The sequence below is a fragment of the Vogesella aquatica genome, assembly GCF_028548455.1.
Lineage (GTDB): Bacteria > Pseudomonadota > Gammaproteobacteria > Burkholderiales > Chromobacteriaceae > Vogesella > Vogesella aquatica.
In genome coordinates this window covers 1-25,615 of the sequence record NZ_JAQQLF010000022.1, presented here as the reverse complement: position 1 = coordinate 25,615, position 25,615 = coordinate 1, and the positions used below count along the sequence as shown (strand labels likewise).

Genomic DNA, 25,615 nt, shown 5'->3' with positions numbered 1-25,615 from the left:
CTCATATAAAAACGGAGCTTGCCATGAGTCATCTCTTTACCCGTCGCCAACTGGCGGCCCTCATTCTCAGCCTGGGTAGCAGCCTGCTGTTGCCCGCCCACGCCGCCGGCCTGAAAGGCGCGCCGGCCCCGTTCGACAAGGGCGGCGTCAAGGCCGCGCTGGTGGGCTACATCTCCGGTGGCGACTTCTTCCGCGCGTTCGATAGTGGCGCGCAAAAGCAGGCCAAGGCGCTGGGTATCGACCTGCGCACCTTCCCCGGCAAGGAAGACGCGGCGCTGCAGCGCGAGCAGATCCAGCAGGCCATCAACCTGGGCGTGAAAGCCATCATCATCGACCACGGCCAGCCGGAAGCGCTGAAAGACGTGGTGCAGAAGGCGCTGGACGCCGGCATCAAGGTGGTGGCGTTTGACGTGAACCTGAACAACCCCAAGGTGATCCAGGTAGAACAAAGCGATAAAGAGCTGGCCGGTGCCGTGCTGGCCCAGGCCATCAAGGACAACGGCAAGGCGTTCAAGGCCGGCTATGTCTACGTACCGGGCTTTGCGCCGCTGGACCGCCGTGACGCGGTATGGCGCGAGCTGAAAGCGGCCAACCCCGGCATCGTGGAAAAAGCGCGCTGGGGCACGGTAGCGGCCCCGGTGCCGACTTCGGTAGCCGCCCAGGCCACCCCGGCGCTGCGCGCCAACCCGGACATCACGGTGGTGTTTGCACCGTGGGACGAGTTTGCCCGTGGTACCAAGCTGGCCGCCAAGGAGCTGGGTATCAGCAAGAAGCTGCGTATTTACAGTGCGGATGTGTCCACCGCCGACATCCGCGAAATCCGCGAGCCGGATAGCCCGTGGGTTGCCACCGCCGCCACCAACCCGGCGGTAGTGGGTGCTGCCACCGTGCGCGCCGCCGCGCTGGCGGTAGCCGGCCAGCCGGTGCCGCAGCAGATCGCCATCAAGCCGGTGCTGATTACCCGCAGCGACCTGGACAAGTACAACATCAAGACGGTGGAAGAGCTGTCGGCCCGCCTGCCGGCCTTTGGCCGCAGCGATGCCGCGCTGGCACCGTGGATTCCGGTAGCACACTAGGAGCTGGCCATGGCACTGCACACGCCCGAAGGCTACCGCGCCTTTACTCCCGACAGCCTGCGGCCCTGGCTGGCCAGCCTGCCGGCGCTGGCCGCCCGCCTGGGCGGCAGCCCGCAGCAGTGGCAAATCAGCGAAGTAGGGGACGGCAACCTTAACCTGGTGTTTCTGGTGGACGGCACGGACGGTGGCGTCTGCGTCAAGCAGTCGCTGCCCTATGTGCGCGTGGTGGGCGAAAGCTGGCCGATGCCGCTGGAGCGCGCCTGGTTCGAGTACCAGCACGCGGTGGTGGCCGGCCCGCACCTGGCGGGGCTGATACCGGCGCCGCTGCATTACGACGCCACGCTGTTTGCCAGCGTGGTGGCGCTGCTGCGCCCGCACCGCGTGCTGCGCGGCGAGCTGCTGGCCGGCCAGCGCTACCCGCAGGCGGCCAGCGCCGTGGCCGAGTTTGTGGCCCGCAGCGCAGTGCATACCTCGCCACTGGCGCAGCCGCTGGAAGCGGTGGCCGGGCAGGTGGCTGGCTTTGCGGCCAACCTGGCGCTGACCCGCGTCACTGCCGAACTGGTGTTTGCCGACCCCTTCGAAGCCTTGCCGCGCAACCGCTGGACCAGCCCGCAGCTGGACGACACCGTGGCCGCCTTGCGCGCCAACGCGCCGTTGCGGGCGGCGGTGGCCGAGCTGGGCCACCGTTTTCTGACGCGCAGGGAAGCGCTGCTGCACGGCGACCTGCACACCGGTTCGGTGATGGTCAGCGCCGACGACACCCGCGTCATCGACGCCGAATTCGCGCTGTACGGCCCGGTGGGCTTCGATACCGGCGTGTTTGTGGCCAACCTGCTGATGGCCTACTTTGCCCAGCCCGGCTATAGCGACAGCGACGCCGCGCACAGCGGCTACGCCGACTGGCTGCTGGAGCAGGTGGCGGTGTTCTGGCAGCACTTCGCCCGCCGCTACGACGCGCTGTGGGCAGCGCACGCCAGCGGCGACGCCTGGCCGCAACGGCTGTTTGCCGATGCCGACGGGCAGGCCGCCTTTGCCGCCGGCCGTGCCCGCCGTCTGGCGGACATTTATCAGGACACGCTGGGCTTTGCCGGTGCCGAGATTGTGCGCCGCATTACCGGCTTTGCCCACAATGCCGATTTCGAGCGCATTGCCGACCCGGCCTTGCGCGCCCGCTGCGAGCAGGCCGCGCTGGCACTGGCCAGCGAGCTGCTGTTGCAGCCGCAGGCATTCGGCCATATCGGTGCCGTGCTGGCGCGCGCGCAGGCGCAAGCCGACCACCATACCGCCACGCTGGAGGCCGCCGCATGAGCCACGCCAATACCTATCTGCACCAGGCAGCGCCGGCCATAGCCAGCGTGATCGAAGCCGGCCGCCTGGCTGCGGCCCGTGGCTGGCTACCGGCCACCAGCGGCAACCTGTCGGCACGGGTGGACGCCCGCCACGTGGTGATTACCCGTAGCGGCCGCGACAAAGGCGCGCTGACGCCGGACGATCTGGCGGTGGTGGCGCTGGACCAAGTGCTGCCGGGTGACCTGTCGGCCGAGGCGCCGCTGCACCTGGCGCGCTACCGCGCCGACCCCGCTATCGGTGCCATCCTGCACGCCCACCAGCCGTTGGCCGCGCTGGCCGGCCGTCGCCACCAGGACGCCGGCGTGTTGCTGCTGCAAGGCTGGGAGCTGCAAAAAGCTTTTGCCGGCGAAACCACCCACGACAGCACGCTGCGGGTGCCGGTATTTGCCAACGCGCAAGACACGGTCACGCTGGCGCAGCAGGTGGAAGCGCACCTGGCGGCGGAGCCGGGCCGGCTGGCGCCGGGCTATCTGCTGGCGGGCCACGGCGCCTATGTATGGGGCCGTAACGGCAAGGAGGCTTTTCGCCATCTGGAAGCACTGGACGCGCTGTTGCAGCTGCAGCAAGCGTGGGAGCACACGACATGACGCAACTGACCATTTATCACGAAGACACCCCCGCGCTGCCGCTGGCGCGCCTTAGCCAGCCGGACGCCATCAGCGCGGCGCTGGCGGTGATCGGGGTGGATTTTAGCCAGTGGCCGCTGGCAGCGGCGTTGCCGGCCGACGCCGACAGCGCCACGGTACTGCACGCCTACGCGCCGCAGATTGCCGCGCTGCAGGCCGAACGCGGCTACACCACGGTGGACGTGGTGCGGCTGACACCCGCGCACCCGGAGCGCGCCGCGCTGCGGCAGAAGTTTCTGTCCGAGCACACCCACGCCGAAGACGAGGTGCGCTTTTTTGTCGAGGGCAGTGGCACCTTCTACCTGCACGCACAGCAGCGCGTGTACCGCCTGCACTGCCAGCAGGGTGATTTGCTGAGCGTGCCGGCCGGCGCCCGCCACTGGTTCGATACCGGTACCGAACCGCTCTTCACCGCCATTCGCCTGTTCATCGACCCGGCTGGCTGGGTAGGGCACATTACCGGTGACACCATTGCCGCGAGGTTCATCCCCGATGCCGCTTGATACGACCCAGCCTGGCCCCACCGTGCAGCAGCCGGTGGCGGTGATCGTGTGCGACCTGGAAGGCACGGTGGCGCCGATCGACTACGTGCAGCAGGTGCTGTTCCCTTACGCGCGGCAGCGTCTGGCCGGCTGGCTGCAGGCCCACGCCGGCGAGCTGCGGGTGGCACAGCTGCTGGCGGATGTGGCCGCCGAGGCCGGTCAGCCGCTGGACCTGGCTGCTGCGGCCAGCCAGCTGCTGGCGTGGAGCGACGCCGACCGCAAGATCGCGCCGCTGAAAACGCTGCAGGGCTGGATCTGGCAGCAGGGCTACGCCAGCGGCGAGCTGCAGGCGCCGCTGTACCCGGACGTGAAGCCGGCGCTGCAGGCGTGGCGGGCGCAGGGGCTGACGCTGGCGGTGTACTCGTCCGGCTCGGTGGCGGCGCAGCAGCTGTTTCTGGGCCACAGTAGCGCTGGCGACCTGCGCCCCTTGTTTGGCCACTGGTTCGATACCGCCGTCGGCGGCAAGCTGCAGCCGGCGTCGTATCGCGCCATTGCTGCGCAGCTACGGCAGCCTGCCGTGCAGCTGCTGTTCCTGTCCGACCACCCCGGCGAGATTGCCGCTGCCCGTGAGGCTGGCTGGCAGGCGATACAAGTGGTGCGCGACGGGCCATTGCCGCCCGCCGTCATCGCCAGCTTTGCCGGCCTGGCCGGGCAACTCACGCGGCTGCCGCAGCCTGTACACGGCTAACGGCGGGGTAATGGCACAAAAGGTTGGCCGCAGCACTTGCTGCGGCCAACCTTTTTGATCAACAAGAATGCCCCCTGGCTGCCTGGCAGCAGGGGGCAGGTGTGCTATGCGCGGACTTACTGCGCCGGGCGGCGCAGCGTGGCCAGGCCGGCTTCGTGCGCGGCGACCACGCCGTGCTCGGTGACCAGTGCAGTGACCAGCCGTGCCGGGGTGATGTCGAAGGCGGGGTTGCGGGCGCGGGTGCCGTCCGGCGCCAGCTGCACCCGACGCAGCTGGCCGTCGTCGTCACGGCCCCAGATGTGGGTGACTTCCTCGCCGCTGCGGTCTTCCACCTCGATATGCTGCTGCCCGTCACGAATCTGCCAGTCTATGGTGCTGGTGGGCAGTGCCACATAGAACGGGATGCCGTTGTCGGCGGCGGCCAGCGCTTTCAGGTAGGTGCCTACCTTGTTGCACACGTCGCCGCTGGCGGTAACACGGTCGGCACCCACGATGCAGGCGTCCACCTGGCCCTGGCGCATCAGGTAGCCGCCAGCGTTGTCGGTAATCAGCGTGGCGGCAATGCCGTGGCTTTGCAGCTCCCAGGTGGTGAGGCTGGAGCCCTGGTTACGCGGCCGCGTTTCGTCTATCCACACGTGCAGCGGCAGGCCTTGGCGGTGGGCCTGGTACAGCGCGGCCAGCGCGGTGCCCCAGTCTACGCAGCCCAGCCAGCCGGCGTTGCAGTGGGTGAGCACGTTCAGTACCGGCGGCTTGCCCAGCAGCTCCCAGCGGTAGCGCAGCAGGCGTGCGCCGTGCTCGCCGATGGCGGCATTGCTGCGCACGTCTTCCTCGGCCAGCGCGTCGGCACGGGCCAGCGCGGCGGCGGCACGTTCGCGTGCTGGCAGCGCGGCCACGTGCTGCTGTATCTGCTGCAGCGCCCAGCGCAGGTTGACGGCGGTGGGGCGGGTGGCCAGCAGGGCGTCGCTGGCGGCCTGCAAGCCGGCGTCGCTGGCGTCTTCGCGCAGCGCCAGCGCCAGGCCGTAGGCGGCGGTGACGCCGATCAGCGGCGCACCGCGCACCACCATGCGGCGGATGGCGTCGGCCACCTGCTCGGCGCTGTGCAGCCGCAGCTGGCGGAAGGTATGCGGCAGCACGGTCTGGTCGATCACCAGCAGGCTGTGACCGTCGCGCACGATGCTGCGGTAGGGTTGGCCGTTTACGTTCATGGCGATGTTTCCCTGGCGCTTACTTGCTGTCGCCGTTGAGGTAGTTGAAGAACGGCGGGTCCACGTACAGCGTTTCCTGGCGTAGTGGCAGCTTGCCGGCCAGCTTGCCCAGACTGGCGGCGACCTGGGCGGCCTTGGCCGGCAGGCTGTAGCTTTGCGCCAGGTAGTGCCCTTGCTGGGTCACGGTGTTGCGGATGGGCACGTAGTCTTTCTGCACCGTGGTGGAGGTGTACAGCGGCTGCCACCAGGCGGCGTGGATCAGCCTCGGCTGCTTGTCGCGGTCTTTCTTGGCGTAGCGGAATACCACCTCCTGGAAGCGGTCTTTCTGCGCGGCATCGGCAAACTCCAGGCTGAGGTCGTACTCGCGGGCGTAGGCCAGCGCGTTGCCATCCGGCAGCGGGGTCAGGCGCAGGTTGTCGGATGCGGTAGCCGGGCCCCATTCCTTCAGGTACAGGTAGGCCGAGGTTTTGGGTTCCAGCTGCACGCGGGCGTTCAGGCCTTCGCTGCGCAGCAGGCCCAGCAGCTGCTGCGCGTGGCGGATGTCGCTGTGGCCGTAGGTAACGGTCAGGCGCGCATCGAAACGCGGCGCGTGGCGCAGGTCTTTCAGGTTGTAGCCGGTGATCACGCCTTGCTGCAGTGCCTGGTCGAACGGCTGGCTCAGCGCCGGGCTGACGATCACTTCCTGCGTTTGCCAGGCCTGTTGCAGGCGCGACAGGATGTCGGCGTCGCTGCTATTGCCCAGCGCGCGCTTGTAGCGGCCCTGGATGGCCAGCGTTTGGCCCAGCAGGCGGAATTCGGCGTCCCATTTCACCACTGCAGCGGGTTTGAAGCCGGCGTAGGCTTCCGGCGCGATCAGGCCGCTATCCACTGCGGCCGCCAGCTCCTGCGCCACGATAGGCTCCAGCTTGCTGGCGTCCAGTTGCGGCAGCTTGGCCAGCACGCGGCCAACCTTGTCTGCCGGGTAGGTGTAGGCCAGCTCGGCGAGGCCGGCGGCCTTCAGCGCCAGGCGGGCGGCGTTCAGTTCGTTCAGCGGGTCTTTCGGCTTCAGGCCGGCCAGCAGTTGTTGGCGGGCGGCGTCGTCCAGCTGCAGCGCCTTGCCCAGCGCATTGGCAAACTCGCTGTTGCTGGGGTCGGACGACAGCACTACGCCGTACTGGTCTTCCAGGTATTGCTGGTAGTCCAGCGCCTGTTGCAGCGGGGTGGCAGCGTGGGCAAAGCTGATGCCTGCGATGATCAGGGCGCTGGCCAGCAGGTGGCGGGCGCCGGGGAAACGGGCAGTCTGTTGCATGGTGTTTTCCTTGCGTAATCGGGGGTGTCAAACACGATGCAACGACTGTAAACAGCTTTGCCTTGCGGCTGAAATGATGAAAAACGGCTAGCTTATCGGCAGGCTGATGATATCGAAATCTACTGCGTTCCTATATCACCAGCGCCTGTAGCAGTTCGTTCAGGGGGCCGGGTTGGGTATGGCGGTATGGATGGCATCAATGGCGGCCAAGGTGCCGGCATCCAGCGTCAGGCTGAGACTGGCCAGGTTTTCCTGCAACTGGGCCAGGGTGGTGGCACCGATAATGTTGCTGGTCACAAAGGGGCGGCTGTTGACGAAAGCCAGCGCCAATTGCGCCGGGCTCAGGCCGCGTGCTTCGGCCAGCGCCACGTAGCGTGCGGTGGCGGCTTCGGCTTGCGGGTTGCTGTAGCGGGTAAAGCGGTCGAACAGCGATAGCCGCGCGCCGGCCGGGCGGGCGCCGTCACGGTATTTGCCGCTGAGCATGCCGAAGGCCAGTGGCGAGTAGGCCAGCAGGCCCACGCCGTCACGGTGGCTGAATTCGGACAGGCCGTTCTCGAAAGTGCGGTTCAGCAGGCTATAGGCGTTCTGGATGCTGGCAATGCGCGGCAGGCCACGGTAATCGGCGGCAGCCAGGAAACGGGCCATGCCCCACGGGCTTTCGTTGGACACACCAATGGCGCGCACCTTGCCGTCGCGGATGAAGTCTTGCAGCACGGCCAGTGTTTCTTCGATGGCCACGCTGCCGGCCGGGTCGTCCTGGTAGGGGTACAGTGCCTGGCCGAAGATGTTCACGTGGCGGTCCGGCCAGTGCAGCTGGTACAGGTCCACATAGTCGGTTTGCAGGCGGCGCAGGCTGTCGTGCAGCGCTTCGGTGAGGTTGGCGCGGCTGAAATGCGTGCGGCCATCGCGGATATGGCTGGGGCGCTTGGGGTCGCTACTGGGGCCTGCGGCCTTGGTGGCCAGCACAATGCGTTCGCGGCGGCCGCCGGCGGCCAGCCAGCTGCCGATGTACTGTTCGGTGCGGCCCTGGGTTTCCGGGCGCGGCGGTACCGGGTACATCTCGGCGGCGTCGATCAGGTTGACACCGTGTTCCAGTGCCAGATCCAGCTGGCTGTGGGCGTCGGCTTCGCTGTTTTGCTCGCCCCAGGTCATGGTGCCCAGGGAGATCAGGCTGACGTCGATGCCGGTGTGGCCTAGTGTGCGGTATTGCATGGGGGCTGCCTCGTATCGGGTGGGGTGGTGTCCATGCGGCAGTGTACGCCGGGGGGGCTAAATGACAAACCGGCAGTCTGGCTGCCGGTTTGTCTGGTGTCTTGCCGGGTCAGAACGGCTTGTCACCCAGAATGGTGGCGCGGTGCATGATGCGGTGCGCCGGGCGGTAGTCGTCCACCGCGTAGTGCTGGGTGACGCGGTTGTCCCAGAACGCCACGTCGCCCGGCTGCCAGCGCCAGCGCACGCTGTATTCCGGCTTGGCAAAGTGGGCAAACAGGAACTGCAGCACCGCCTGGCTTTCGGCCGGCTCCAGCTCGTTGATGTGGGTGGTAAAGCCGTCGCTGACGAACAACGCTTTTTCACCGGTTACCGGGTGGGTACGGATCACCGGGTGCACCACCGGTGGTGTCTTGCGGCGGGTTTCCTCGTAGTTGGCCAGCGCTTCCGGTGTATGGCCAAAACGCGACAGCGGGAACGATTTGGTAAAGTCGTGCGTTGCGGTGAGGCCGTCCAGCAGCTGCTGGAAGTAGGGCGACAGCCCGCGCCAGGCGGCGGTACCGCTGGCCCACAGTGTGTCTCCGCCGTACTCGGGCAGCTTGCGCGCCACCAGTACCGAGCCCAGCGGCGGGGTGTCGATAAAGGTGACGTCGGTGTGCCAGATGGCGTTGTCGCGCAGGTCGTTCAGTGCGGTGTCCAGCACCATGATCTGCGGCGTGTCCTCGATCTTCGGGTAAAGCGGGTGGATGTGCAGGTCGCCGAACCAGGCGGCAAAATCGCGCTGCTGCTGCGGGCTCACGTCCTGGCCACGGAAAAACAGCACCTGGTGCTGCAGCAGGGCATCGCTGACGCGCTGGCGCAGCTCGTCGTTTAGCGGGGTGGCAAGGTCAAAGCCTTCCACAATGGCACCCAGCGCCGGGCTGAGGCGGGTAAAGCGCAAGCTCATGACTACTCCTTAATGGGTCTGGCCGTGCCAGGGGGTAAGGCGGCGCTGCAGGCGGCGCAGGCCCAGCTCCAGCGCAAAGGCCACCAGGGCGATGACGATGATGCCCAGCACCACCACATCGGTGACCAGAAACTGTGCGGCGGACTGGATCATGAGGCCCAGGCCCTGCGTGGCGGCGATCAGCTCGGCGGCCACCAGCGTGCTCCAGCCGGCGCCCAGGCCGATGCGGATGCCGGTGAGAATGTCGGGCAGCGCACCCGGCAGGATCACGTAGCGCAGCAGTTGGCCGCGGCTGGCGCCCAGTGACAGGGCGGCCTGCTGGCGTACGGTGCTGACGCTGCCCACGCCATGGGCGGTGGCGATCAGTACCGGCGCCAGAATGGCCAGGAAAATCAGCAGCACTTTGGACAGCTCGCCAATGCCGAACCAGATCACGATCAGCGGCAGATAGGCCAGTGGCGGCAGCGGGCGGTAGAACTCGATCAGCGGGTCCAGCAGGTGGCGTACGCGCGGGTAGGTGCCAATGGCAATACCCAGCGGAATGCCCACTGCCACGGCGGCCAACAGCGCCAGTACGATGCGCTGCAGGCTGGCCCACAGGTGCTGCTGCAGGGTGGCGTCCATATAGCCGTTGCTGACCAGGGTGCCGAATTTGGCCAGTACATCGCCGGGGGGCGGCAAGAACAGCGCCGGCACCAGGCCGCTGGCGGTAATGGCCCACCATAGCAGGGTAATGCTGCCGATACTGATCAGGCTCCACTGCGTGGGGGACAGCGGGCGGCGGCTACGTTGGCTGGTGGGCAGTGTGTCAGGGATGCGGATCAGGGTGTGTTCGTTGGCAGACATCAGGCGGCCTCCGCTTGGCGTTGGGCAAACAGGCTGCGCAGCAGTTGCTCGCGCAGGGCGATGAAGTCAGGGTCGGACTTGATGGCGCGCACGTCTTCGCCGTCGCGGTAGCGCTGGCTGAAACCGGGGCGCAGCCGCTGCACGATGCGGCCTGGCCCGGGCGACATCAGCACCAGCTCGGTAGCCAGAAACAGGGCTTCCTCGATGTCGTGGGTAATCAGGAAGATACCGCGCCCGGCGTGCTGCCACACCGATAGCAGCAGTTGCTGCATCTGCTCGCGGGTAAAGGCATCCAGCGCGCCGAACGGCTCGTCCATCAGCAAAATCTTGCTCTGGCTGGCAATGGCACGGGCAATGCCCACGCGCTGGCGCATGCCGCCGGACAGCTGCCAGGTGTACTTGCGGCCAACGTCGGCCAGGCCGACCAGCTGCAGCGTGTCGGCCACCACCTGCTGGCGGCGCGCCTTGTCCACGCCCTGCAGCTTCAGGCCGAAGGCTACGTTGTCGGCCACATTCAGCCAGGGCAGCAGCGCGTCGTGCTGGAACACCACGGCACGCTCTACCCCCGGCGCGGTAACCGGCTGGCCGTCAAAGCTGACGCTGCCTTCGCTGGGGGCGATAAAGCCTGCCAGCACGCCCAGCAGCGTGGATTTGCCGCAGCCGGACGGCCCCAGCGCCACCACCAGGTCGCCTTCGCCCAGCTGCAGCGACACGTGCTGCAGCGCCGGGCTGGCCTGGCCGGGGTAGGTCACCCCCAGATTGTGTGCTTGTAGCAGGCTCATGCTGGCTCCCCGCTTACTTCTGCGCTGCGTTGACGAACTGGTTGGTGACAAACGGGGCGTAGTCCGGCTGCAGGCTGTCTACCTTGCCTTGCGATTTCAGGAAGGCCGCGGTGTCGGTGACGGCTTTGACAAACGGCTTTTGCAGCAGGGCGCTTTGCTCTTTCAGCGACGGGTACTTGTTGCCAGGCAGCAGGGCGGCTACTTCTTCCGGCTTGCTGCCGGTGAGGCGGGCGATCTTTTCCACGTTGGCCGCATCATTGGCGAAGGCTTTCGGGTCTTTGTTGTAGCGGTCGAATACCGCGCCGGTAACCTTGGCAAACTGTTTCAGGAAGGCCGGGTTTTTCTCGGCAAAATCTTTGCGCACGATCCACAGGTCGTAGGTGGGCGCGCCCCATTTGCTGACTTCGGCCGAGCTGGTCAGTACCTTGCCGCTGGCTTTTACCTTGCCCAGGGCCGGGTCCCACACGTAGGCGGCGTCAATGTCGCCACGCTGCCAGGCGGCAGCAATCTCGCTAGGGCGCAGGTTGAGGATGTTCACCTTGCTGGCGTCTACTTTCCAGTGTTTCAGCGCGGCCAGCAGGCTGTAGTGGGTGGTGGAGACATACGGTACGGCTACTTTTTTGCCTGCCAGGTCGGCCGGTTTGCTGATGTTGCTGCCATTGCGTACCACCAGTGCTTCGGATTCGCCGATGACGCCGGTAATCAGGAATGTTTGGATAGGCAGGCCACGGCTGGCGGCGGCGGCCAGCGGGCTGCTGCCGATATTGCCGATGGGCACGTCGCCGGAGGCTACCGCTGCCACCACTTCGGCACCGCTTTCAAACTTGCGCCAGTTGATCTTGGCACCGGTGGCTTTCTCGTATTCGCCATTGGCTTGCGGCACTTTGGACGGGTCGACGCCGGTCTGGTAGGCAATGGTGACGTCTTCTGCCAGGGCAATGCCGGAGGCGAAAGCAAGGGAAACAAACAGGGCGGTCAGCGTCGGGCGGGTCATGGTGGTGTCCTTGTGCGTGTTGGTGTGATGACCCTATTAGAAAGAAAAGTGATACATTGCGGAAATAATGAATACCGCAATATATATCGGGGCTTTTTTATAAAGCTATCCGTTAAATTGAATAAGCGGCAGGTGCTTGTTTTGATGAGACTTTGGCGCTTATTTGCCCATTATTAGAGAGCTTATCTGAATTGCTTATATAGCTGCTGGATAAAAGCGCCTACATTAATGGCATTGCGCTCTTGTTGAATCCCCAGAATGAAACGCTTTAAAAAGAGCAAGACCACGCCAGCGGGTTTTGACCCGTCCTTATTACAGTATTGTCAGGGTTTGCTGGCAGACCTGCCTGGCAGCTACAGCTTGGGCTGGAACGACAAAGAGGTGTTTGCCTGGTTTGACGGCTGGTGGCTCACCAGCGAATTCTTCCCTGTGGCACAGGCAGATGCGGACGGCTACCAGACGGTTTACATGGCGGCGCGGCTACGCATCCACGGCCAGTTTGGCCAGACCTTGCCGGCAGACTGGCTGTTTGCCATGAACTACGCCGAAACCAAGGCGGTAGCGCTGCTGAAGCTGATCCGCATCCTGCATTTGCTTAACCACCTGGGCCGTAACGGCCGTGGGCTGCCGCTGCGCATCGACCTGGACCCGCGCATTTGCCACGCTTTCAGCGACCGTATTGTCGATTTCACCACCCAGCTGCTACAGGGCCTGGGGCTGGCCAGCAGCCAGGTGCTGTTTTTGCTGTTTATCGACCGCGACACCACCGACGTTGGCCGCGCCCTGATGCAGCGCTACCGCGAGCACGCCCACCAGGTCGGCCTGGGCGGTTTTGGTGAAAGCCCGCATGACCTGCACCGGCTATGGCTGCTGGAACCCGATTTTGTCTGCCTGGCGCCACGCTTCATCCGCCGCGCCATCATGTACCCGCAGGTGCGCGAGCAGCTGCTACGGCTGATGCCACAGCTGGTTGAGCAGGGTTATGTGCTGGGGGTGGAAGAAATCATCTGTGGCAATATGCTGGCCATCGCCCACCAGATGGGCGCCCGCTTTTATGCCGGGCAGTGGGTGAGCCAGCAATTGGCACAGGACGCTGCACCGCAGGCAGAGCAAAGCCTGTTGCCGGGTGTCTCGCTATCTTTGCCCACCGTATAAAGCTGTGCTCCATGAAATAAACCCCGGCATGCCGGGGTTTATTGCTGTGTGGCCGCTTGTTGCGGCCAGCTGTTTTTCTAGCGGGTAATAATCTGGTCAAAAATGGCGCCGTCGTCAAAATGCACTTTCTGTGCCTTGGCCCAGCCACCGAATACCTGGTCGATGGTAAACAGTTTTACCTTGGCAAACTTGCCGGCGTATTTGGCTGCCACGTTCGGGTCACGCGGGCGGTAGTAGTTGGCCGCAGCCAGCTCCTGGCCTTCCGGGCTGTACAGGTATTGCAGGTAGGCTTCGGCTACCTTGCGCGTGCCGCGCTTGTCCACCACCTTGTCCACCACGCTCACGGAGGGCTCGGCCAGAATGGAAATGGACGGCACCACAATGTCGAACTTGTCCGGGCCCAGCTCTTTGGTGGCCAGATAGGCTTCGTTTTCCCACGAGATCAGTACGTCGCCAATGCCGCGTTGCGAAAAACTCACCAGCGAGCCGCGGGCGCCGGAGTCCAGCACTTTTACGTTCTGGTAGATTTTCTTCACCAGCTCGCGGGCGCTGGCGTCATTGCCGCCGGGCTGTTTCAGCGCATAGCCCCAGGCCGCCAGATAGTTCCAGCGTGCCCCGCCGCCGGTTTTCGGGTTCGGCGCGATCACTTCCACCCCCGGTCGTGCCAGATCGTTCCAGTCCTTGATGCCCTTGGGGTTGCCCTTGCGTACCAGCAGCACGATGGTGGAGGTATACGGTGTGCTGTTGTGTGGCAGGCGGCTTTGCCAGTTGGCCGGTACCAGGCCGCCGTTTTTGTGCAGCTCGTCAATATCGTTGGACAGCGCCAGCGTTACCACGTCGGCCTCCAGGCCATCGATCACCGAGCGCGCCTGTTTGCCGGAGCCGCCGTGCGACTGCTTCAAGGCCACTGTTTCGCCGGTCTTGGTTTTCCAGTATTTGGCAAAGGCCACATTAAAGTCCTGGTACAGCTCGCGTGTCGGGTCGTAGGACACGTTCAGCAGGCTGACATCTGCCAGGGCCAGCGGTGACAGCAGCGAAACCAGCAAGGTGGAAACAAGCGTACGGCGTAGCGTCATGGTGTGCTCCTTAGGGTGATGCTGGCAGTGTACGGGGCGGTTTGGCTGTGCCGAACCAATAAAAGCTGATTTGCATATCGACAGGCTGGCAAAGCGATAGGCGTAAAAAACCCGGCCATGTGCTGGCCGGGCTGGGCTAGGGCAAGTGCTGGTTAACGCCGCGCCAGGCGGTGCAGTACCGCCACCAGCGTGTCGACTTCTTCGCAGGTGTTGTAGAACGCCAGCGACGGGCGCACGGTGGCTTCCAGGCCGAAGCGGCGCAGGATGGGCTGGGCGCAGTGGTGGCCGGAGCGTACCGCGATGCCTTCCTGGTTCAGCGCGCGGCCAACCTCTTCGGTGCGGTAACCCGGCAGCACGAAGGACAGCACGCTGGCCTTGTTGGCCGCGGTACCGATCAGCCGCAACCCCGGCACGCCTTGCAGGCCGTGCGTGGCGTACACCAGCAGGTCGTGCTCGTAGCGCGCGATGTTGTCCAGGCCGATGCGCTCCACGTAGTCGATGGCGGCGCCCAGGCCCACGGCGTCGGCAATGTTGCCGGTACCGGCTTCGAACTTGTTGGGCGCCGGCTGGTACAGCGTCTTCTCGAAGGTGACGTCGGCAATCATGTTGCCGCCGCCTTGCCACGGCGGCATGCTGTCCAGCAGTGCCGCCTTGCCGTACACCACGCCGATGCCGGTGGGGGCAAACACCTTGTGCCCGGAGAACACGAAGAAGTCTGCGTCCAGCGCCTGCACATTGACGCGCAGGTGCGATACCGACTGTGCGCCGTCCACCAGCACACGGGCACCGGCGGCGTGCGCCAGCGCGATGACCTCGGCCACCGGGGTGACCGTGCCCAGCGCGTTGGACACCTGGGTGATGGCCACCAGCTTGGTGCGGCTGTTCAGCAGCTTGCGGTACTCGTCCAGCAGGATCTGGCCGCTGTCATCCACCGGAATCACGCGGATGCGCGCGCCCACCCGTGCCGCCAGTTGCTGCCACGGCACGATATTGGCGTGGTGCTCCAGGTTGGACACGATGATCTCGTCACCGGCCCCGACGTTCTGCTGGCCCCAGGTATTGGCTACCAGGTTGATGGCCTCGGTGGCGCCACGCACAAAGATGATCTCGTCCGGGCTGCCGGCGCCGATGAAGCGTGCCACTTTGTTGCGGGCGGCTTCGTAGGCGTCGGTGGCGCGTGCGGCCAACTCGTGGGCGGCACGGTGGATGTTGGAGTTCTCGTGCTGGTAGAAGTACGAGATACGGTCGATCACCGATTGCGGCTTGTGCGTGGTGGCGGCGTTGTCCAGCCAGATCAGCGGCTTGCCGTTGACGCGCTCGGCCAGGATGGGAAAGTCGCGGCGTACCGCATTCACATCAAAGCCGTGCTGGCGGCTGGCCACATGGCGGTCGAAGTCCGGCGCCTTGTCCAGCCGCGTCACCGGTTCCAGAAAGTAGTACTGGCTGGTGGGGGCGGCGGCCGGGCTGGCTGGTGCTACCGGCTGGCGGCTGTCGGCCAGCAGCAGGCTGCGCAGGAAGTCCTCGCCGGGCAGGCCGAACGATTGTGCGGTAACACGGTCGTCCACGCCGGGCAGCGGCGCGGCCTGGGTGCTGCCGGCCAGCTCGCCGTAGCGGCCTGCTTCGCTAACGAAGTAGTACGGCGACGAGGCTGGCGCACCACCTGCCGACGGGGCCGACGGCTGCGCTGCGGCCAACTGCGGCACGGCAGCGGCGTAGCCTTGCGGCACCGCGTAGGCGGCGTCGTCGCGCAGGCCGCTACCGGCGGCTGGCGCCGGTGCGCTGGCTGGCAGCGGCTGGACGGCCGGTGCGGCGGCGGGCGATGGCGGCGTCAGGCTGCCGCTATCCGGTGGTGTTTCACCCGGTAGCGCACTGAAGAAGGCGTTGGCCAGCCGCGCCAGGTCGGCCACGTCCGGCAGGCCGTCCGGCTTACTTGTAAGTGTCTGGATAGTCATGGTACTTGCCAATCTCCACGTCTTCGAGCACAGCCAGCGCATCTTCGGTCAGCACGGCCAGCGAGCAATACAGCGAAATCAGATAGGAGGCGATGGCGTTGCGGTTGATGCCCATGAAGCGTACCGACAGGCCCGGGCTCTGTTCGCCGGCCAGGCCCGGCTGGTACAGGCCTACCACGCCCTGGCGTTTGTCGCCTACGCGCAGCAGCAGGATCTTGGTTTTGCCGTTTTCGTCGATCGGCAGCTTGTCGGACGGGATGATGGGCACGCCGCGCCAGGTGATGAACTGCGAGCCGAACAGACTAACGGTTGGCGGTGGTACGCCACGGCGGGTGCACTCGCGGCCGAAGGCGGCAATGGCCAGCGGGTGGGCCAGGAAGAAGCCCGGCTCTTTCCATACCTTGGTCAGCAGCTCGTCAAAGTCGTCCGGGGTCGGTGCGCCGGTCAGCGTGCTGATGCGCTGGCTGTCGTCCACATTGGCCAGCAAGCCGTATTCCGGGTTGTTGATCAGCTCGGCTTCCTGGCGCTCCTTGATGGTTTCGATAGTCAGGCGCAGCTGTTCCTTGATCTGGTCGTGCGGGCTGCTGTACAGGTCGGACACGCGGGTGTGTACGTCCAGCACGGTGGTCACCGCGTTCAGGAACAGCTCGCGCGGCTGTTCTTCGTAGTCCACAAAGGTCTGTGGCAGCTCGGATTCGTCGCGCTGCGAGCACGCCACGCGCACGCCGGCGGCGTTTTTTACGCGGTTCAGGCGGAAGATGCCAGCCTCTACCGGCGTCCATTGCAGCAGGTGCACCAGCCAGCGCGGGCTGATGGTGGACAGTTGCGGTACGGTCTTGGTGGCATTGGCTAGCTGGCGGGCGGCGTTGTCGCCCAGTGCCTGTTTGACATCCTGATGTTCGGCCATGATGGTTCCTTGGTTTGATTTGCTGGGGAGAAAGGGGCGCTTAGCGTGTGGCCTGCGGCGTCCCGGTAATATTCTGGCTATTGGCCTGGGTGATATGGCTGCCCGGTAGCACGTCGCGCGTGAGCCAGACGTTGCCGCCGATGGTGGCGCCCTGGCCGATGGTGATGCGGCCCAGCAGGGTGGCGCCGGCGTAGATCACCACGTCGTCTTCCACGATGGGGTGGCGCGGCTGGCCTTTTTCCAGCTTGCCGTCGGCGTCGCTGGTAAAGCGCTTGGCACCCAGTGTTACGGCCTGGTACAGCCGTACCCGCTCGCCGATAATGGCGGTTTCGCCTATCACTACGCCGGTGCCGTGGTCGATGAAAAAACCTTTGCCGATCTGTGCGCCGGGGTGGATATCGATGCCGGTGTCGGAATGTGCGATCTCGGCGATGATGCGTGCCACCAGCGTGGCGCCGGCGCGGTACAGGTAGTGCGCCAGGCGGTGGTAAAGAATGGCGGTGATGCCGGGGTAGCACAGCAGCACTTCGTCCACACTGCGCGCAGCCGGGTCGCCCACGTAGGCGGCGTGTACGTCGGCATCCAGAATGCGGCGCAGCCGTGGCAGCTCGGCGGCCAGGCCACGGGCGATGATCACCGCGTTTTGTTCGCTCTTGGCGTCGCTCAGGCCCTGTAGCCGGGCGCTATAGCTCAGCTCCAGCTGCAGCTGTTTCACCAGCGCGTCCAGTGCTTGCGCCAGCGTATGGCCAACGTAGAAGTCCTCGCTGCTTTCGTTCAGGTCCGGCGGCCCCAGCCGCATGGGGAAGAGCACGCCGGACAGCGCCTCCACGATGTCGTGCAGAGCCTCGCGCGAGGGGAATTCGCGCCCGCCCAGCTCGCGGGTGCGGCCGTGGGTCTTGCGCCAGTCCAGGCGGGCGTTGCGCAGCTCGCGCACCACGCCTTCGATATCCCAGTTCTGCTGCTGGTTGCCAAGCGACAGCCAGTTTTTTGCTCGGTCATTCATATGATCTGCTCCCGCGGGGGGTTAATCCTGTTGCCATGGCAGGCCACGCAGCCGCCAGCCACCCAGGTCGCCACGGCGTTGCTGTGTATCCAGGTCGCCTTCAAAGCCTTCCAGTACGTTGAACACCTGGGTGAAGCCTGCGGCGGCGGCTGCCTCGGCCGCTGCCGCTGAACGCTTGCCGCTGCGACACAGCAGTACGATGACGCGGTCTTTGCCGCCGGCTTTGTTTTCCAGCTCGCGCAGAAAGCGCGGGTTCTTGATGAGCGCTGTGCCGGTTTGCCACGCTACGTGTAGCGAGCCCGGGACGTGGCCGACAAACTTGCGTTCTTCTACCGTGCGCACGTCTACCAGTGCGGCGACGCCGGCCTCGACCAGTGCCCAGGCTTCTTGCGGGTACAGGCAGCCAGGGTAGGGCAAGCCGGTGCGCTGGGCGCGCTCGCGGCCGGTGGCAAGCAGGGTGTCGGGGTTGACAGGCAGGGGGGAAATCTGGGGGCTGGCAAGCTGTGGCATGGTGGTCTCCGTACCGGGTGTGTTTCGGGTGCAGAGCCACTATACGGCGCTGGTGGCGCCAGCCTAACCAAGAAAAACTGCTGTTATTTCCAGCAATTTTTATAACGATGGAATGGTGGCTTTTTTCTGGTGATGCGCCATGTTGCGGGTTTCTTGTTGCGCATTAGTGGCTTTCTTGTGCATTTGTATGCTTCTTGTAATAAGAAAATCAGAAATCATTGTTTGGCTTGCCTGGCGTCCGCTGCTAACTTTTGCAGCCTCCGACAGCCACTTTGAGACCAGTTATGCCTACCCATTCTCCCTTCCTGCGCCGCCTGTTGGCCGCAGCCGTTGCTGCTGGCGTTCTTGCCGCTAGTGCCCAGGCCGATGTGATTGCCGCCACTAACCCGTCGGCGATTCCGGCACAGGCCAAGGCGCGCAAGGACACCATCGTCGGCGCCATCTCGGCACCGCAGGGCATCTTTAACCCCTACCTGTTCAGCAATGGCTGGGACGAGAACGTGACCGAGGTGATCTTCGGGCGGCTGGTAGGGCTGGATGCGCAAGGCAAGCTGCGTGCCGAGCAGGCCGAGTCGTGGCAGGTCAGCAAGGACGGCCTGCAGTACACGCTGAAGCTGCGCAAGGGGCTGAAGTTCAGTGACGGCTCGCCGTTTACCGCCGATGACGTGGCCTTTACGCTGACCTTCCTGCACGACCCGGCCTACGACGGCGGCACCGATATCAGCCTGGCCAAGATCAAGGGCGGTGACGCCTACAAAGCCGGCAAGGCCAGCAGTGTGGAAGGCATCAAGGTGCTGAACCCGCAAACCATCCAGATCACTGTCACCGAGCCGGGCGCTACCACGCTGCAGCTGATCGGCGGGCCGGTGCTGTCGCGCGCCTGGTATGGCCGTGGCTACCAGCCAGGCAAGCTGGACGATCTGCGCCAGTACAGCAGCAAACCGCTGGGTGCCGGCCCCTATATCTACGACAAATTCGTTCCGGGCCAGGAAGTGCGCTTCCACGCCAACCCGTACTACTTTGCCGGTAAGCCAGCGGTGCCCAACTTCATCTACCGCATCACCAGCGACGCCACCAAGCTGCAGCTGTTCCAGACCGGCGAAACCGATCTGGAAGGCTTTTCGATCAATGCCGACAATATCGAACAGCTGAAGGCGCTGGGTTTTGCCAACCTCAATATCTACAACTCGAGCGACTACAGCCTGATCGAGTTCAACCACAACAAACCGGCGCTGAAAGACGTGCGCGTGCGCCAGGCGCTGACCTATGCGCTGGACCGCAAAAAGCTGGTGGACGTGGTGTACCAGGGCTACGGCAGTGTGGCCACGCTGCCGCTGTCGCCGGTGTCCTGGGCTTACGACACCAAGGGCGTGAACCCTTACAACTTCGACCCGGCCAAAGCTGCCGCGTTGCTGGATCAGGCCGGCTGGAAGCTGGGTAGCGACGGTATTCGCGAAAAAGGCGGGCAGAAGCTGGTGGTGACCCTGCTGGCGACCAAGAGCCTGTTCAACGATGCGCTGATTCCCATTGCCAAGGAAAACTTCAAGCGGGTAGGGGTGGAGCTGCGCCCCGAGGTGTCGGACTTCAACGCGCTGCTGGCCAAGCGCAAGGCCGGCAACTTTGACCTGGCCACCTTCCGCACCTCCGGCCTGAACGACCCGCACGACGGCGTGGCACGTTTCCGTTCCACCGAAAACGAAGTGGGCTACAAGAACGCGCAGGTAGACAAGCTGATCAACGCCGGTAACGGCACGCTGGATATCGGCAAGCGCAAGGCCATTTACCACCAGCTGTACCAGGTGCTGGCCAACGATGCGCCACTGATCCTGCTGGCCAACCGCAAGCTGCTGTACGTCAATAGCAGCCGTATCGGCAACTACCAGCCCGACGTGTTCAACGGCATTTTCGGCAGCCTGCCCAAGCTGAAAATCCAGTACTGAGCCGCTTGCGGCCAACCCCGGCCGCTACGGTAGCCACCGTGGCGGCCGGCTTCCTTTCTGGCTGGACCTACCATGCGAACCTATGTCTTGCGGCGCCTGCTGGGCGCCATTCCCTTGTTATTCGGTGCCTCGCTGCTGATCTTCCTGGTGTTTGCGCTGACGCCGGGCGACTTTATCGACGGCAATATCAACCTGACCCCGCAGCGCGCAGCCGAGCTGAAAGCCCTGTACGGGCTGGACCGCCCGCTATGGGCGCGCTACCTGGGCTGGCTGAGCCAGCTGCTGCACGGTGACCTGGGTTTTTCGCTGCAGCACCAGATACCGGTGAGCACCCTGCTGGGACAGTACCTGTGGAGCAGCTTTCTGCTGGCGCTGGTGTCCTTGCTGCTGTACTGGACGCTATCGCTGGCAGTGGGTGTGCTGGCTGCCGTGCGTCCTTACAGCTGGTTTGACCGCGTGGTAACGCTATTGGTGTTTGCCGCCATGAGTTTCCCGGTGTTTTTCCTGTGCCTGCTGCTGATCAAGTGGTTTGCCGTGGACCTGGGCTGGCTGCCAGTAGGCGGCATGATCAGTATCGGCAGTAACGCCACCGGCTGGGATTACGCGCTGGACGTGGCACGCCACATGGTGCTGCCGGTGCTGACGCTGGTGATGCTGCAAGCCGGCGGCCTGACGCGCTACGTGCGTGCCAGCATGCTGGACGCGCTGGCGATGGACTGCGTGCGCACCGCGCGGGCCAAGGGCTTGCCGGAGCGGGTGGTGATCCTGCGCCACGCGCTGCGCAATGCGCTGTTGCCGCTGATCGCGCTGCTGGGCTTCGAGCTGCCGGGGCTGTTTGCCGGCGCCATCGTCACCGAAAAAATCTTCAACTGGCCGGGTGTCGGCCATATCCATATCGATACGTTGGCCGCACGCGATTACCCGGTGCTGATGAGCTTCACCTTGCTGCTGGCCGTGCTCACCATTGTGGGCAACCTGCTGGCCGACGTGCTGTCGGCATTGGCCGACCCGCGTATCCGTCTGCGTTAAGGAGTTGTGATGTCTGTGTTGTCTTTACGTTTGCCGTGGCGTCGTCGCCAGGCCGAGCTGGCCAGCCTGGCCAGTGCGGGCCGTACGCCGTGGCAGCAGGCGCTGGCCCGGCTGTGGCGCAACCGCCCGGCCATGCTGGCGCTGTTGTTCCTGGCGCTGATGGTAGTCGCCTGCGTCGCCGGCCCGTGGCTGCTGCCGTGGGATCTGGAAACCACCGATGCGCTGGCGGCCAACCATGCGCCTGGCGCCACACACTGGCTGGGCACCGACTTTCTGGGGCGCGACATCCTTACCCGCCTGCTGCACGCCGGCCGTATCTCGCTGGCGGTAGGGCTGGTGTCGGTAGTGCTGTCTGTCGTACTGGGCTACGTGCTGGGCGCGCTGGCCGGCTACGCCGGTGGCTGGTTGGACGGCGCCATCATGCGGCTGGCCGACTTGTTGATGACCATCCCCAGTTTGCCCTTGCTGATCATCCTGGGCGCCTTGCTGTCCGAGCTGCAGGTGGCGCCGGAGCAGCGCATCTACCTGGTGATGCTGATGCTCAGCCTGCTGGGCTGGACCAACCTGGCGCGCATCATCCGCGGCCAGGTGCAATCGCTGCGCAGCCGCGACTTCATGCTGGCCACCGAAGTGCTGGGCCTGCCGCTGTGGCGCCGCCTGCTGGTGCACCTGCTGCCCAATACCATCCCGACGCTGATCGTGGTGGCCACTACCGGCGTGGCCGGCGCCATCCTCAACGAGTCCTACCTCAGCTACCTGGGCCTGGGCGTGGTACCGCCCACACCGTCGTGGGGCAATATGATGGATACCGCCAACAGCTTTGTGGATTTCCAGCGCCGCCCCTGGCTGTGGATGCCGCCCGGGCTGGCCATTTTTGCCACCGTAATCGCCATCAACGTACTGGGTGACGGCCTGCGCGATGCGCTGGACCCGCGCCTGCAGGCAAGGGGTGCACGATGAGCCAGCCACTGATCGAGTTTGACCGCCTCAGCGTACAGTTCGCCACCGAGCAGGGCGTGGCGCGTGCGGTGCAGGATGTCAGCTTTGCCATCCAGGCAGGCGAAAGCGTAGCGGTGGTGGGCGAGTCCGGTTGCGGCAAGAGTGTAACCGCGCTCAGCCTGATGGGCCTGTTGCCACCCGCGCCGGCCTGCCGCCTGGGCGGCGAAGTGCGGCTGGATGCGGCCAACCTGCTGGCGCTGCCACCCGCGGCGTGGCGCCCGCTGCGCGGCCGCGATATTGCCATGGTGTTCCAGGAGCCGATGAGCGCGCTGAACCCGGTGTTGTCCGTGGGCGAGCAGCTGATGGAACCGCTGCTGACCCACCGCCAGCTCAGCCCCGCCGCCGCCTGGCAGCAGGCCATCGCGCTGCTGCAGCAGGTGGGCATCGCGCGGCCTGAGGCTATTGCCGCCAGCTACCCGCACCAGCTGTCCGGCGGCATGTTACAGCGAGTGATGCTGGCCATCGCCATCAGCTGCCAGCCGCGGCTGCTGATTGCCGACGAGCCGACCACCGCGCTGGACGTGACCATCCAGGCGCAGATTCTCGACCTGCTACGCCGCCTGCAGCAGGCCAGCGGCATGGCGCTGCTGCTGATTACGCACGACCTCGGCATCGTGGCCGAGATGGCCGACCGCGTGGTGGTGATGTACGCCGGCCGCGTGGTGGAAACCGGCAGCGTGCGCGACATCTTCCGCCACCCGCAGCATCCGTATACCCAGGGCCTGCTGGCGTCACGGCCGGTACCGGGGCGCCGGCTGGCGCGTCTGGCCGCCATTCCCGGCCAGGTGCCCAGCCCGCTGGCGCTACCCGACCACTGCGCCTTTGCCGAACGCTGCCCGCACGCGCGGCCAGCTTGCCTGCACCGGCAACCCGTGTTGCAGGCCACCAGCCCTACCCAGCAGGCGGCTTGCCTGCTGTTGAGCACCGAGGAGGCAGCATGAGCGACGATACCCTGTTGGCCGTGAATGGCCTGGTCAAACACTTTCCGCTGCACGGCGGCGTGCTGGGGCGCCAGACCGGCGCGGTACGGGCGGTAGACGACGTAAGCTTTGTGGTGCGCCGTGGTCGCAGCCTGGGCCTGGTGGGTGAGTCGGGCAGCGGCAAGACCACGGTTGGCCGCACCGTACTGGGCTTGCATCAAAAAGACGCTGGCGAAGTACGCTTTGCCGGCCACGACCTGCACGCGCTGGACAAGGCCGCGCTGCGCCGGCTACGGCCGCAGCTGCAGCTGGTATTCCAGGATCCGCTGGGCTCGCTTAACCCGCGCCTGCGCGTGGGCGATGCCATCGGCGAGGCGCTGCTGGCGCATGGCCTGTGCCCGCGCGAGGCGCTGCGCGAGCGGGTGCTGGCGGTGATGGCCAGCTGCGGCCTGGGCGAGGAGCATTACAGCCGCTACCCGCACGAGTTCAGCGGCGGCCAGCGCCAGCGTGTCGGCATTGCTCGCGCACTGGCCTTGCAGCCGGCGCTGATCGTGGCCGACGAGCCGGTGTCGGCGCTGGACGTGTCGATCCAGGCGCAGATCATCAACCTGTTTGCCGACCTCAAGCAGCAAGGGGTGAGTTTTCTGTTCATCTCGCACGACCTGGCGGTGGTCGAGCACCTGTGCGAAGACGTGGCAGTGATGTACCTGGGCCAGATCGTGGAGCAGGGCAGCCGCGAGCAGGTATTCGGCCAGCCGCGCCACCCCTATACCCGCGCCTTGCTGTCGGCCATACCGGTGGCCGACCCGGACGCCAGGCGCGAACGGGTGGTGCTGCAGGGCGAGCCGCCCAGCCCGGCCAACCCGCCCGCCGGCTGCCGTTTCCACACCCGCTGCCCGCAGGCCACGGCGCAGTGCGCCAGCGTGGTGCCGGTGGTGCACAGGGTGGCTGCCGGCCATCAGGTACGTTGTCATCTGATGGCATAAGGCTATGACGGCACAGTGTATAAGCTGTGCCGTTTTTCTTGGTTCGTAGGGTGCCAGGTGGTCTTTACACTGTACTCAAGTAACCAAGGGAGTCACACCATGCGAGCCATGATTGTAGGCGGCGACAATATCGATGCTACGCGCCGCGCGCTGATAGCCGGTGGTTATAGCGATGTGGTGCACTGGAGCGGGCGCAAACGTAGCGACCTGACCCGTGCCGTGCCAGCCGGCATCGGGCATATGGTCATCATGCTGGAGTTCGTGAACCACACCTGGCGCGCCGCATGAAAAGCGTAGCGCGGGCCCAGCAGATCAGCGTGGCCTTTATTGGCCGCAAACAGCAGGGTGGCGAGGTGGCCACGCGCTTGCGGCCAACCTTGAACTAAAGCTGGCACCCGCGCGTGACTGCCGTATGCAAAAACACCCTGGCCGGTTAACGGACAGGGTGTTTTGTTGGTGGCCGGGGTGCGCGCAATGTGTCGGCTAGTGTATAGGCATGCTTCAGGCCGGTTGCGCCAGGGCAGCCCGCAATTTGGGTGATGGTTCACCGTACAGATAGCCTTGCAGCAGGTCGGCACCCGCATCCAGCGCCAGCGCCTGCTGCACGGGTGTTTCGATCCCTTCGCATACCACTTTGGCGCCCAGCTCCTGGATCAGCCGTACCAGTACCGGCAGCACCTTGGCGGCACGCGGGTTTTGCGCCGCCTGCGCCGTCAGGCTGCGGTCCAGCTTGACGATGTCTGGCTCCAGCGCCCACAGCCGGTCGAAGTTGGAGTGGCGGGCGCCGAAATCATCGATGGCAATGCGAAAACCCTTGGACTTATAGGCCGCAATCGCTTGCTGCAGCAGGCTCAGGTCGTCCACGCTGGATTCGATGATTTCCAGCACCACCTGTTTGGGTGTCAGGCCGCAGTAGGCCAGCAAAGCCTCGAAAGTGGCGCCGTGGCGGCCACTGGCAATGCCCAGCAGGTGGCGGCCATTCACATTCAGATACAGTGCCTGCTGTTGCGGCTGCTGGGTCAGAAAGTTCACGCTGTGTATCACACGGCATAGGCGGTCTACGCCGATCACGTTGTGGCTGTCGTCCAGCGCGGCAAAAAAGCGGTCTGGCGCGATACGCCGCCCGTGTGGGTCGCTCACGCGCAATAGTGCCTCGTACGCTACCGGCTGGCATTGGCGGTCAAGCAGGGGCTGGTAATGGCTGTCCAGCCGCAACTGGCCCAGGCGGCCAAAAGCACCTTCGTCATCAAAGGCTAGCTGCGGGCCGGCGCCATCTTGCGAACGTCCCCAGATCTCGAAGTAGCTCACCAGCCGTTGCAGGTTCAACGCTGTTCCTTTTGCAAAATTCACGTTACGGCGCAGGCTCAGTCCTGTACTGCCGGCAGCAAGGCCTGGCGTACGGTGTCTTCGTCCAGCGCCGCCGAGCACAGCTCGATGAAGCGGTAGGCGTAGCTGCGCAGGTAGTGGCCGCGGCGGATGGCCACGCGGGTGGTCTGGTGCCCGAACAGCGGTGCGCCTTCCACCACGCGCACCTGGCTCTCGCGCTGCGCGTCCACCGCCATCGAGGCAATAATGCCCACGCCCAG

25 protein-coding genes and 1 pseudogene are annotated in these 25,615 nt (G+C 65.2%); 12 read left to right on the top strand and 14 right to left on the bottom strand.

Annotated elements, in window-relative coordinates:
* Positions 1–23 precede the first annotated feature (23 nt).
* From PQU95_RS15310 to mtnC, 5 genes are read left to right on the top strand one after another with little or no spacing between them, the layout of a single operon-like run.
* Complete coding sequence (locus PQU95_RS15310) at positions 24–1,076, top strand: substrate-binding domain-containing protein (protein WP_272752814.1); 1,053 nt, start codon at positions 24–26, stop codon at positions 1,074–1,076.
* Positions 1,077–1,085: 9 nt separating this feature from the next.
* A complete protein-coding gene (mtnK, locus tag PQU95_RS15305; RefSeq protein WP_272752813.1) occupies positions 1,086–2,384 on the top strand; it encodes an S-methyl-5-thioribose kinase in 1,299 nt (432 codons plus the stop codon).
* Positions 2,381–3,013 carry a methylthioribulose 1-phosphate dehydratase gene (mtnB, locus tag PQU95_RS15300; RefSeq protein ID WP_272752812.1) on the top strand — a complete coding sequence of 211 codons (633 nt, stop codon included), beginning with the start codon at positions 2,381–2,383 and terminating at the stop codon, positions 3,011–3,013. Before mtnK ends, mtnB begins: the two co-directional genes overlap by 4 nt.
* Complete coding sequence (locus tag PQU95_RS15295) at positions 3,010–3,555, top strand: 1,2-dihydroxy-3-keto-5-methylthiopentene dioxygenase (RefSeq protein ID WP_272752811.1); 546 nt, start codon at positions 3,010–3,012, stop codon at positions 3,553–3,555. The genes mtnB and PQU95_RS15295 overlap by 4 nt, the downstream gene beginning before the upstream one ends.
* Positions 3,545–4,282, top strand: coding sequence for an acireductone synthase (gene mtnC / locus PQU95_RS15290; RefSeq protein WP_272752810.1), 738 nt, complete (start codon positions 3,545–3,547; stop codon positions 4,280–4,282). The genes PQU95_RS15295 and mtnC overlap by 11 nt, the downstream gene beginning before the upstream one ends.
* A gap of 116 nt (positions 4,283–4,398) precedes the next feature.
* Here mtnC and mtnA read toward each other — a convergent pair whose 3' ends face one another.
* From mtnA to tauA, 7 genes are all read right to left on the bottom strand, one after another.
* A complete protein-coding gene (gene mtnA / locus PQU95_RS15285) occupies positions 4,399–5,487 on the bottom strand; it encodes an S-methyl-5-thioribose-1-phosphate isomerase (protein WP_272752809.1) in 1,089 nt (362 codons plus the stop codon).
* 19 nt (positions 5,488–5,506) lie between these two features.
* A complete protein-coding gene (locus tag PQU95_RS15280) occupies positions 5,507–6,775 on the bottom strand; it encodes a hypothetical protein (protein ID WP_272752808.1) in 1,269 nt (422 codons plus the stop codon).
* Positions 6,776–6,934: 159 nt separating this feature from the next.
* The gene (locus PQU95_RS15275; RefSeq protein WP_272752807.1) at positions 6,935–7,987 is read right to left on the bottom strand and encodes an NADP(H)-dependent aldo-keto reductase; all 1,053 of its coding nucleotides are present in this window, start codon (positions 7,985–7,987) and stop codon (positions 6,935–6,937) included.
* 109 nt (positions 7,988–8,096) lie between these two features.
* Positions 8,097–8,930, bottom strand: coding sequence for a taurine dioxygenase (tauD, locus tag PQU95_RS15270; RefSeq protein WP_272752806.1), 834 nt, complete (start codon positions 8,928–8,930; stop codon positions 8,097–8,099).
* A gap of 9 nt (positions 8,931–8,939) precedes the next feature.
* Complete coding sequence (gene tauC / locus PQU95_RS15265) at positions 8,940–9,776, bottom strand: taurine ABC transporter permease TauC (protein WP_272752805.1); 837 nt, start codon at positions 9,774–9,776, stop codon at positions 8,940–8,942.
* Positions 9,776–10,558: a taurine ABC transporter ATP-binding subunit gene (gene tauB, locus PQU95_RS15260; RefSeq protein WP_373321412.1), complete on the bottom strand. Its 783-nt coding sequence runs from the start codon at positions 10,556–10,558 to the stop codon at positions 9,776–9,778. The genes tauC and tauB overlap by 1 nt, the downstream gene beginning before the upstream one ends.
* 13 nt (positions 10,559–10,571) lie before the next feature.
* Positions 10,572–11,552: a taurine ABC transporter substrate-binding protein gene (gene tauA / locus PQU95_RS15255; RefSeq protein WP_272752804.1), complete on the bottom strand. Its 981-nt coding sequence runs from the start codon at positions 11,550–11,552 to the stop codon at positions 10,572–10,574.
* A 258-nt stretch (positions 11,553–11,810) separates the two neighbouring features.
* Between tauA and PQU95_RS15250 the strand changes: the two genes are divergently transcribed.
* On the top strand, positions 11,811–12,707 hold the full coding sequence (locus PQU95_RS15250; RefSeq protein WP_272752803.1) for an EAL domain-containing protein: 897 nt from the start codon (positions 11,811–11,813) through the stop codon (positions 12,705–12,707).
* A gap of 77 nt (positions 12,708–12,784) precedes the next feature.
* Here PQU95_RS15250 and PQU95_RS15245 read toward each other — a convergent pair whose 3' ends face one another.
* The 5 genes from PQU95_RS15245 to PQU95_RS15225 all read right to left on the bottom strand — a co-directional run bounded on the left by PQU95_RS15245 (position 12,785) and on the right by PQU95_RS15225 (position 18,155).
* Complete coding sequence (locus PQU95_RS15245; RefSeq protein ID WP_272752802.1) at positions 12,785–13,783, bottom strand: sulfate ABC transporter substrate-binding protein; 999 nt, start codon at positions 13,781–13,783, stop codon at positions 12,785–12,787.
* A 152-nt stretch (positions 13,784–13,935) separates the two neighbouring features.
* Complete coding sequence (locus PQU95_RS15240) at positions 13,936–15,735, bottom strand: family 2A encapsulin nanocompartment cargo protein cysteine desulfurase (RefSeq protein WP_272752801.1); 1,800 nt, start codon at positions 15,733–15,735, stop codon at positions 13,936–13,938.
* On the bottom strand, positions 15,710–16,642 hold the full coding sequence (locus tag PQU95_RS15235) for a family 2A encapsulin nanocompartment shell protein (RefSeq protein WP_227304737.1): 933 nt from the start codon (positions 16,640–16,642) through the stop codon (positions 15,710–15,712). Before PQU95_RS15235 ends, PQU95_RS15240 begins: the two co-directional genes overlap by 26 nt.
* A 40-nt stretch (positions 16,643–16,682) precedes the next feature.
* Complete coding sequence (gene epsC / locus PQU95_RS15230) at positions 16,683–17,645, bottom strand: serine O-acetyltransferase EpsC (RefSeq protein WP_272752800.1); 963 nt, start codon at positions 17,643–17,645, stop codon at positions 16,683–16,685.
* A 21-nt stretch (positions 17,646–17,666) separates the two neighbouring features.
* Positions 17,667–18,155 (bottom strand): rhodanese-like domain-containing protein, encoded by a 489-nt coding sequence (locus tag PQU95_RS15225; RefSeq protein ID WP_272752799.1) that lies wholly within the window; start codon positions 18,153–18,155, stop codon positions 17,667–17,669.
* A 284-nt stretch (positions 18,156–18,439) separates the two neighbouring features.
* On the opposite strand from PQU95_RS15225, the gene PQU95_RS15220 reads away from it, so the two are divergent.
* From PQU95_RS15220 to PQU95_RS15195, 6 genes are all read left to right on the top strand, one after another.
* Positions 18,440–20,095 (top strand): ABC transporter substrate-binding protein, encoded by a 1,656-nt coding sequence (locus PQU95_RS15220; protein WP_272752798.1) that lies wholly within the window; start codon positions 18,440–18,442, stop codon positions 20,093–20,095.
* Between the two features lie 72 nt (positions 20,096–20,167).
* Positions 20,168–21,124, top strand: coding sequence for an ABC transporter permease (locus PQU95_RS15215; protein WP_272752797.1), 957 nt, complete (start codon positions 20,168–20,170; stop codon positions 21,122–21,124).
* 9 nt (positions 21,125–21,133) lie between these two features.
* Positions 21,134–22,084 carry an ABC transporter permease gene (locus PQU95_RS15210; protein ID WP_272752796.1) on the top strand — a complete coding sequence of 317 codons (951 nt, stop codon included), beginning with the start codon at positions 21,134–21,136 and terminating at the stop codon, positions 22,082–22,084.
* Positions 22,081–23,064, top strand: coding sequence for an ABC transporter ATP-binding protein (locus PQU95_RS15205; RefSeq protein ID WP_272752795.1), 984 nt, complete (start codon positions 22,081–22,083; stop codon positions 23,062–23,064). The genes PQU95_RS15210 and PQU95_RS15205 overlap by 4 nt, the downstream gene beginning before the upstream one ends.
* The gene (locus PQU95_RS15200; protein WP_272752792.1) at positions 23,061–24,029 is read left to right on the top strand and encodes an ABC transporter ATP-binding protein; all 969 of its coding nucleotides are present in this window, start codon (positions 23,061–23,063) and stop codon (positions 24,027–24,029) included. The genes PQU95_RS15205 and PQU95_RS15200 overlap by 4 nt, the downstream gene beginning before the upstream one ends.
* A gap of 99 nt (positions 24,030–24,128) precedes the next feature.
* On the top strand, positions 24,129–24,317 hold the full coding sequence (locus tag PQU95_RS15195) for a hypothetical protein (RefSeq protein WP_272752791.1): 189 nt from the start codon (positions 24,129–24,131) through the stop codon (positions 24,315–24,317).
* A gap of 213 nt (positions 24,318–24,530) precedes the next feature.
* On the opposite strand, the gene PQU95_RS15190 is transcribed toward PQU95_RS15195, so the two are convergent.
* Entirely contained in the window at positions 24,531–25,355 is an 825-nt protein-coding gene (locus PQU95_RS15190) for an EAL domain-containing protein (RefSeq protein ID WP_272752790.1), read from the bottom strand.
* A gap of 38 nt (positions 25,356–25,393) precedes the next feature.
* Positions 25,394–25,615, bottom strand: a pseudogene (locus PQU95_RS15185) (transcriptional regulator); the annotation flags it as partial.

What these genes read in the sequence shown, in the direction of transcription:
- PQU95_RS15240 (WP_272752801.1), bottom strand. Translation starts at nt 15,735, where the DNA reads ATGACTATCCAGACACTTACAAGTAAGCCGGACGGCCTGCCGGACGTG.
- epsC (WP_272752800.1), bottom strand. Translation starts at nt 17,645, where the DNA reads ATGAATGACCGAGCAAAAAACTGGCTGTCGCTTGGCAACCAGCAGCAG.
- PQU95_RS15210 (WP_272752796.1), top strand. Translation starts at nt 21,134, where the DNA reads ATGTCTGTGTTGTCTTTACGTTTGCCGTGGCGTCGTCGCCAGGCCGAG.
- PQU95_RS15200 (WP_272752792.1), top strand. Translation starts at nt 23,061, where the DNA reads ATGAGCGACGATACCCTGTTGGCCGTGAATGGCCTGGTCAAACACTTT.
- PQU95_RS15235 (WP_227304737.1), bottom strand. Translation starts at nt 16,642, where the DNA reads ATGGCCGAACATCAGGATGTCAAACAGGCACTGGGCGACAACGCCGCC.
- PQU95_RS15275 (WP_272752807.1), bottom strand. Translation starts at nt 7,987, where the DNA reads ATGCAATACCGCACACTAGGCCACACCGGCATCGACGTCAGCCTGATC.
- PQU95_RS15250 (WP_272752803.1), top strand. Translation starts at nt 11,811, where the DNA reads ATGAAACGCTTTAAAAAGAGCAAGACCACGCCAGCGGGTTTTGACCCG.
- mtnC (WP_272752810.1), top strand. Translation starts at nt 3,545, where the DNA reads ATGCCGCTTGATACGACCCAGCCTGGCCCCACCGTGCAGCAGCCGGTG.
- tauD (WP_272752806.1), bottom strand. Translation starts at nt 8,930, where the DNA reads ATGAGCTTGCGCTTTACCCGCCTCAGCCCGGCGCTGGGTGCCATTGTG.
- PQU95_RS15280 (WP_272752808.1), bottom strand. Translation starts at nt 6,775, where the DNA reads ATGCAACAGACTGCCCGTTTCCCCGGCGCCCGCCACCTGCTGGCCAGC.
- PQU95_RS15225 (WP_272752799.1), bottom strand. Translation starts at nt 18,155, where the DNA reads ATGCCACAGCTTGCCAGCCCCCAGATTTCCCCCCTGCCTGTCAACCCC.
- PQU95_RS15245 (WP_272752802.1), bottom strand. Translation starts at nt 13,783, where the DNA reads ATGACGCTACGCCGTACGCTTGTTTCCACCTTGCTGGTTTCGCTGCTG.
- tauB (WP_373321412.1), bottom strand. Translation starts at nt 10,558, where the DNA reads ATGAGCCTGCTACAAGCACACAATCTGGGGGTGACCTACCCCGGCCAG.
- mtnK (WP_272752813.1), top strand. Translation starts at nt 1,086, where the DNA reads ATGGCACTGCACACGCCCGAAGGCTACCGCGCCTTTACTCCCGACAGC.
- PQU95_RS15205 (WP_272752795.1), top strand. Translation starts at nt 22,081, where the DNA reads ATGAGCCAGCCACTGATCGAGTTTGACCGCCTCAGCGTACAGTTCGCC.
- tauA (WP_272752804.1), bottom strand. Translation starts at nt 11,552, where the DNA reads ATGACCCGCCCGACGCTGACCGCCCTGTTTGTTTCCCTTGCTTTCGCC.
- tauC (WP_272752805.1), bottom strand. Translation starts at nt 9,776, where the DNA reads ATGTCTGCCAACGAACACACCCTGATCCGCATCCCTGACACACTGCCC.
- mtnB (WP_272752812.1), top strand. Translation starts at nt 2,381, where the DNA reads ATGAGCCACGCCAATACCTATCTGCACCAGGCAGCGCCGGCCATAGCC.
- PQU95_RS15310 (WP_272752814.1), top strand. Translation starts at nt 24, where the DNA reads ATGAGTCATCTCTTTACCCGTCGCCAACTGGCGGCCCTCATTCTCAGC.
- mtnA (WP_272752809.1), bottom strand. Translation starts at nt 5,487, where the DNA reads ATGAACGTAAACGGCCAACCCTACCGCAGCATCGTGCGCGACGGTCAC.
- PQU95_RS15220 (WP_272752798.1), top strand. Translation starts at nt 18,440, where the DNA reads ATGCCTACCCATTCTCCCTTCCTGCGCCGCCTGTTGGCCGCAGCCGTT.
- PQU95_RS15215 (WP_272752797.1), top strand. Translation starts at nt 20,168, where the DNA reads ATGCGAACCTATGTCTTGCGGCGCCTGCTGGGCGCCATTCCCTTGTTA.
- PQU95_RS15195 (WP_272752791.1), top strand. Translation starts at nt 24,129, where the DNA reads ATGCGAGCCATGATTGTAGGCGGCGACAATATCGATGCTACGCGCCGC.
- PQU95_RS15295 (WP_272752811.1), top strand. Translation starts at nt 3,010, where the DNA reads ATGACGCAACTGACCATTTATCACGAAGACACCCCCGCGCTGCCGCTG.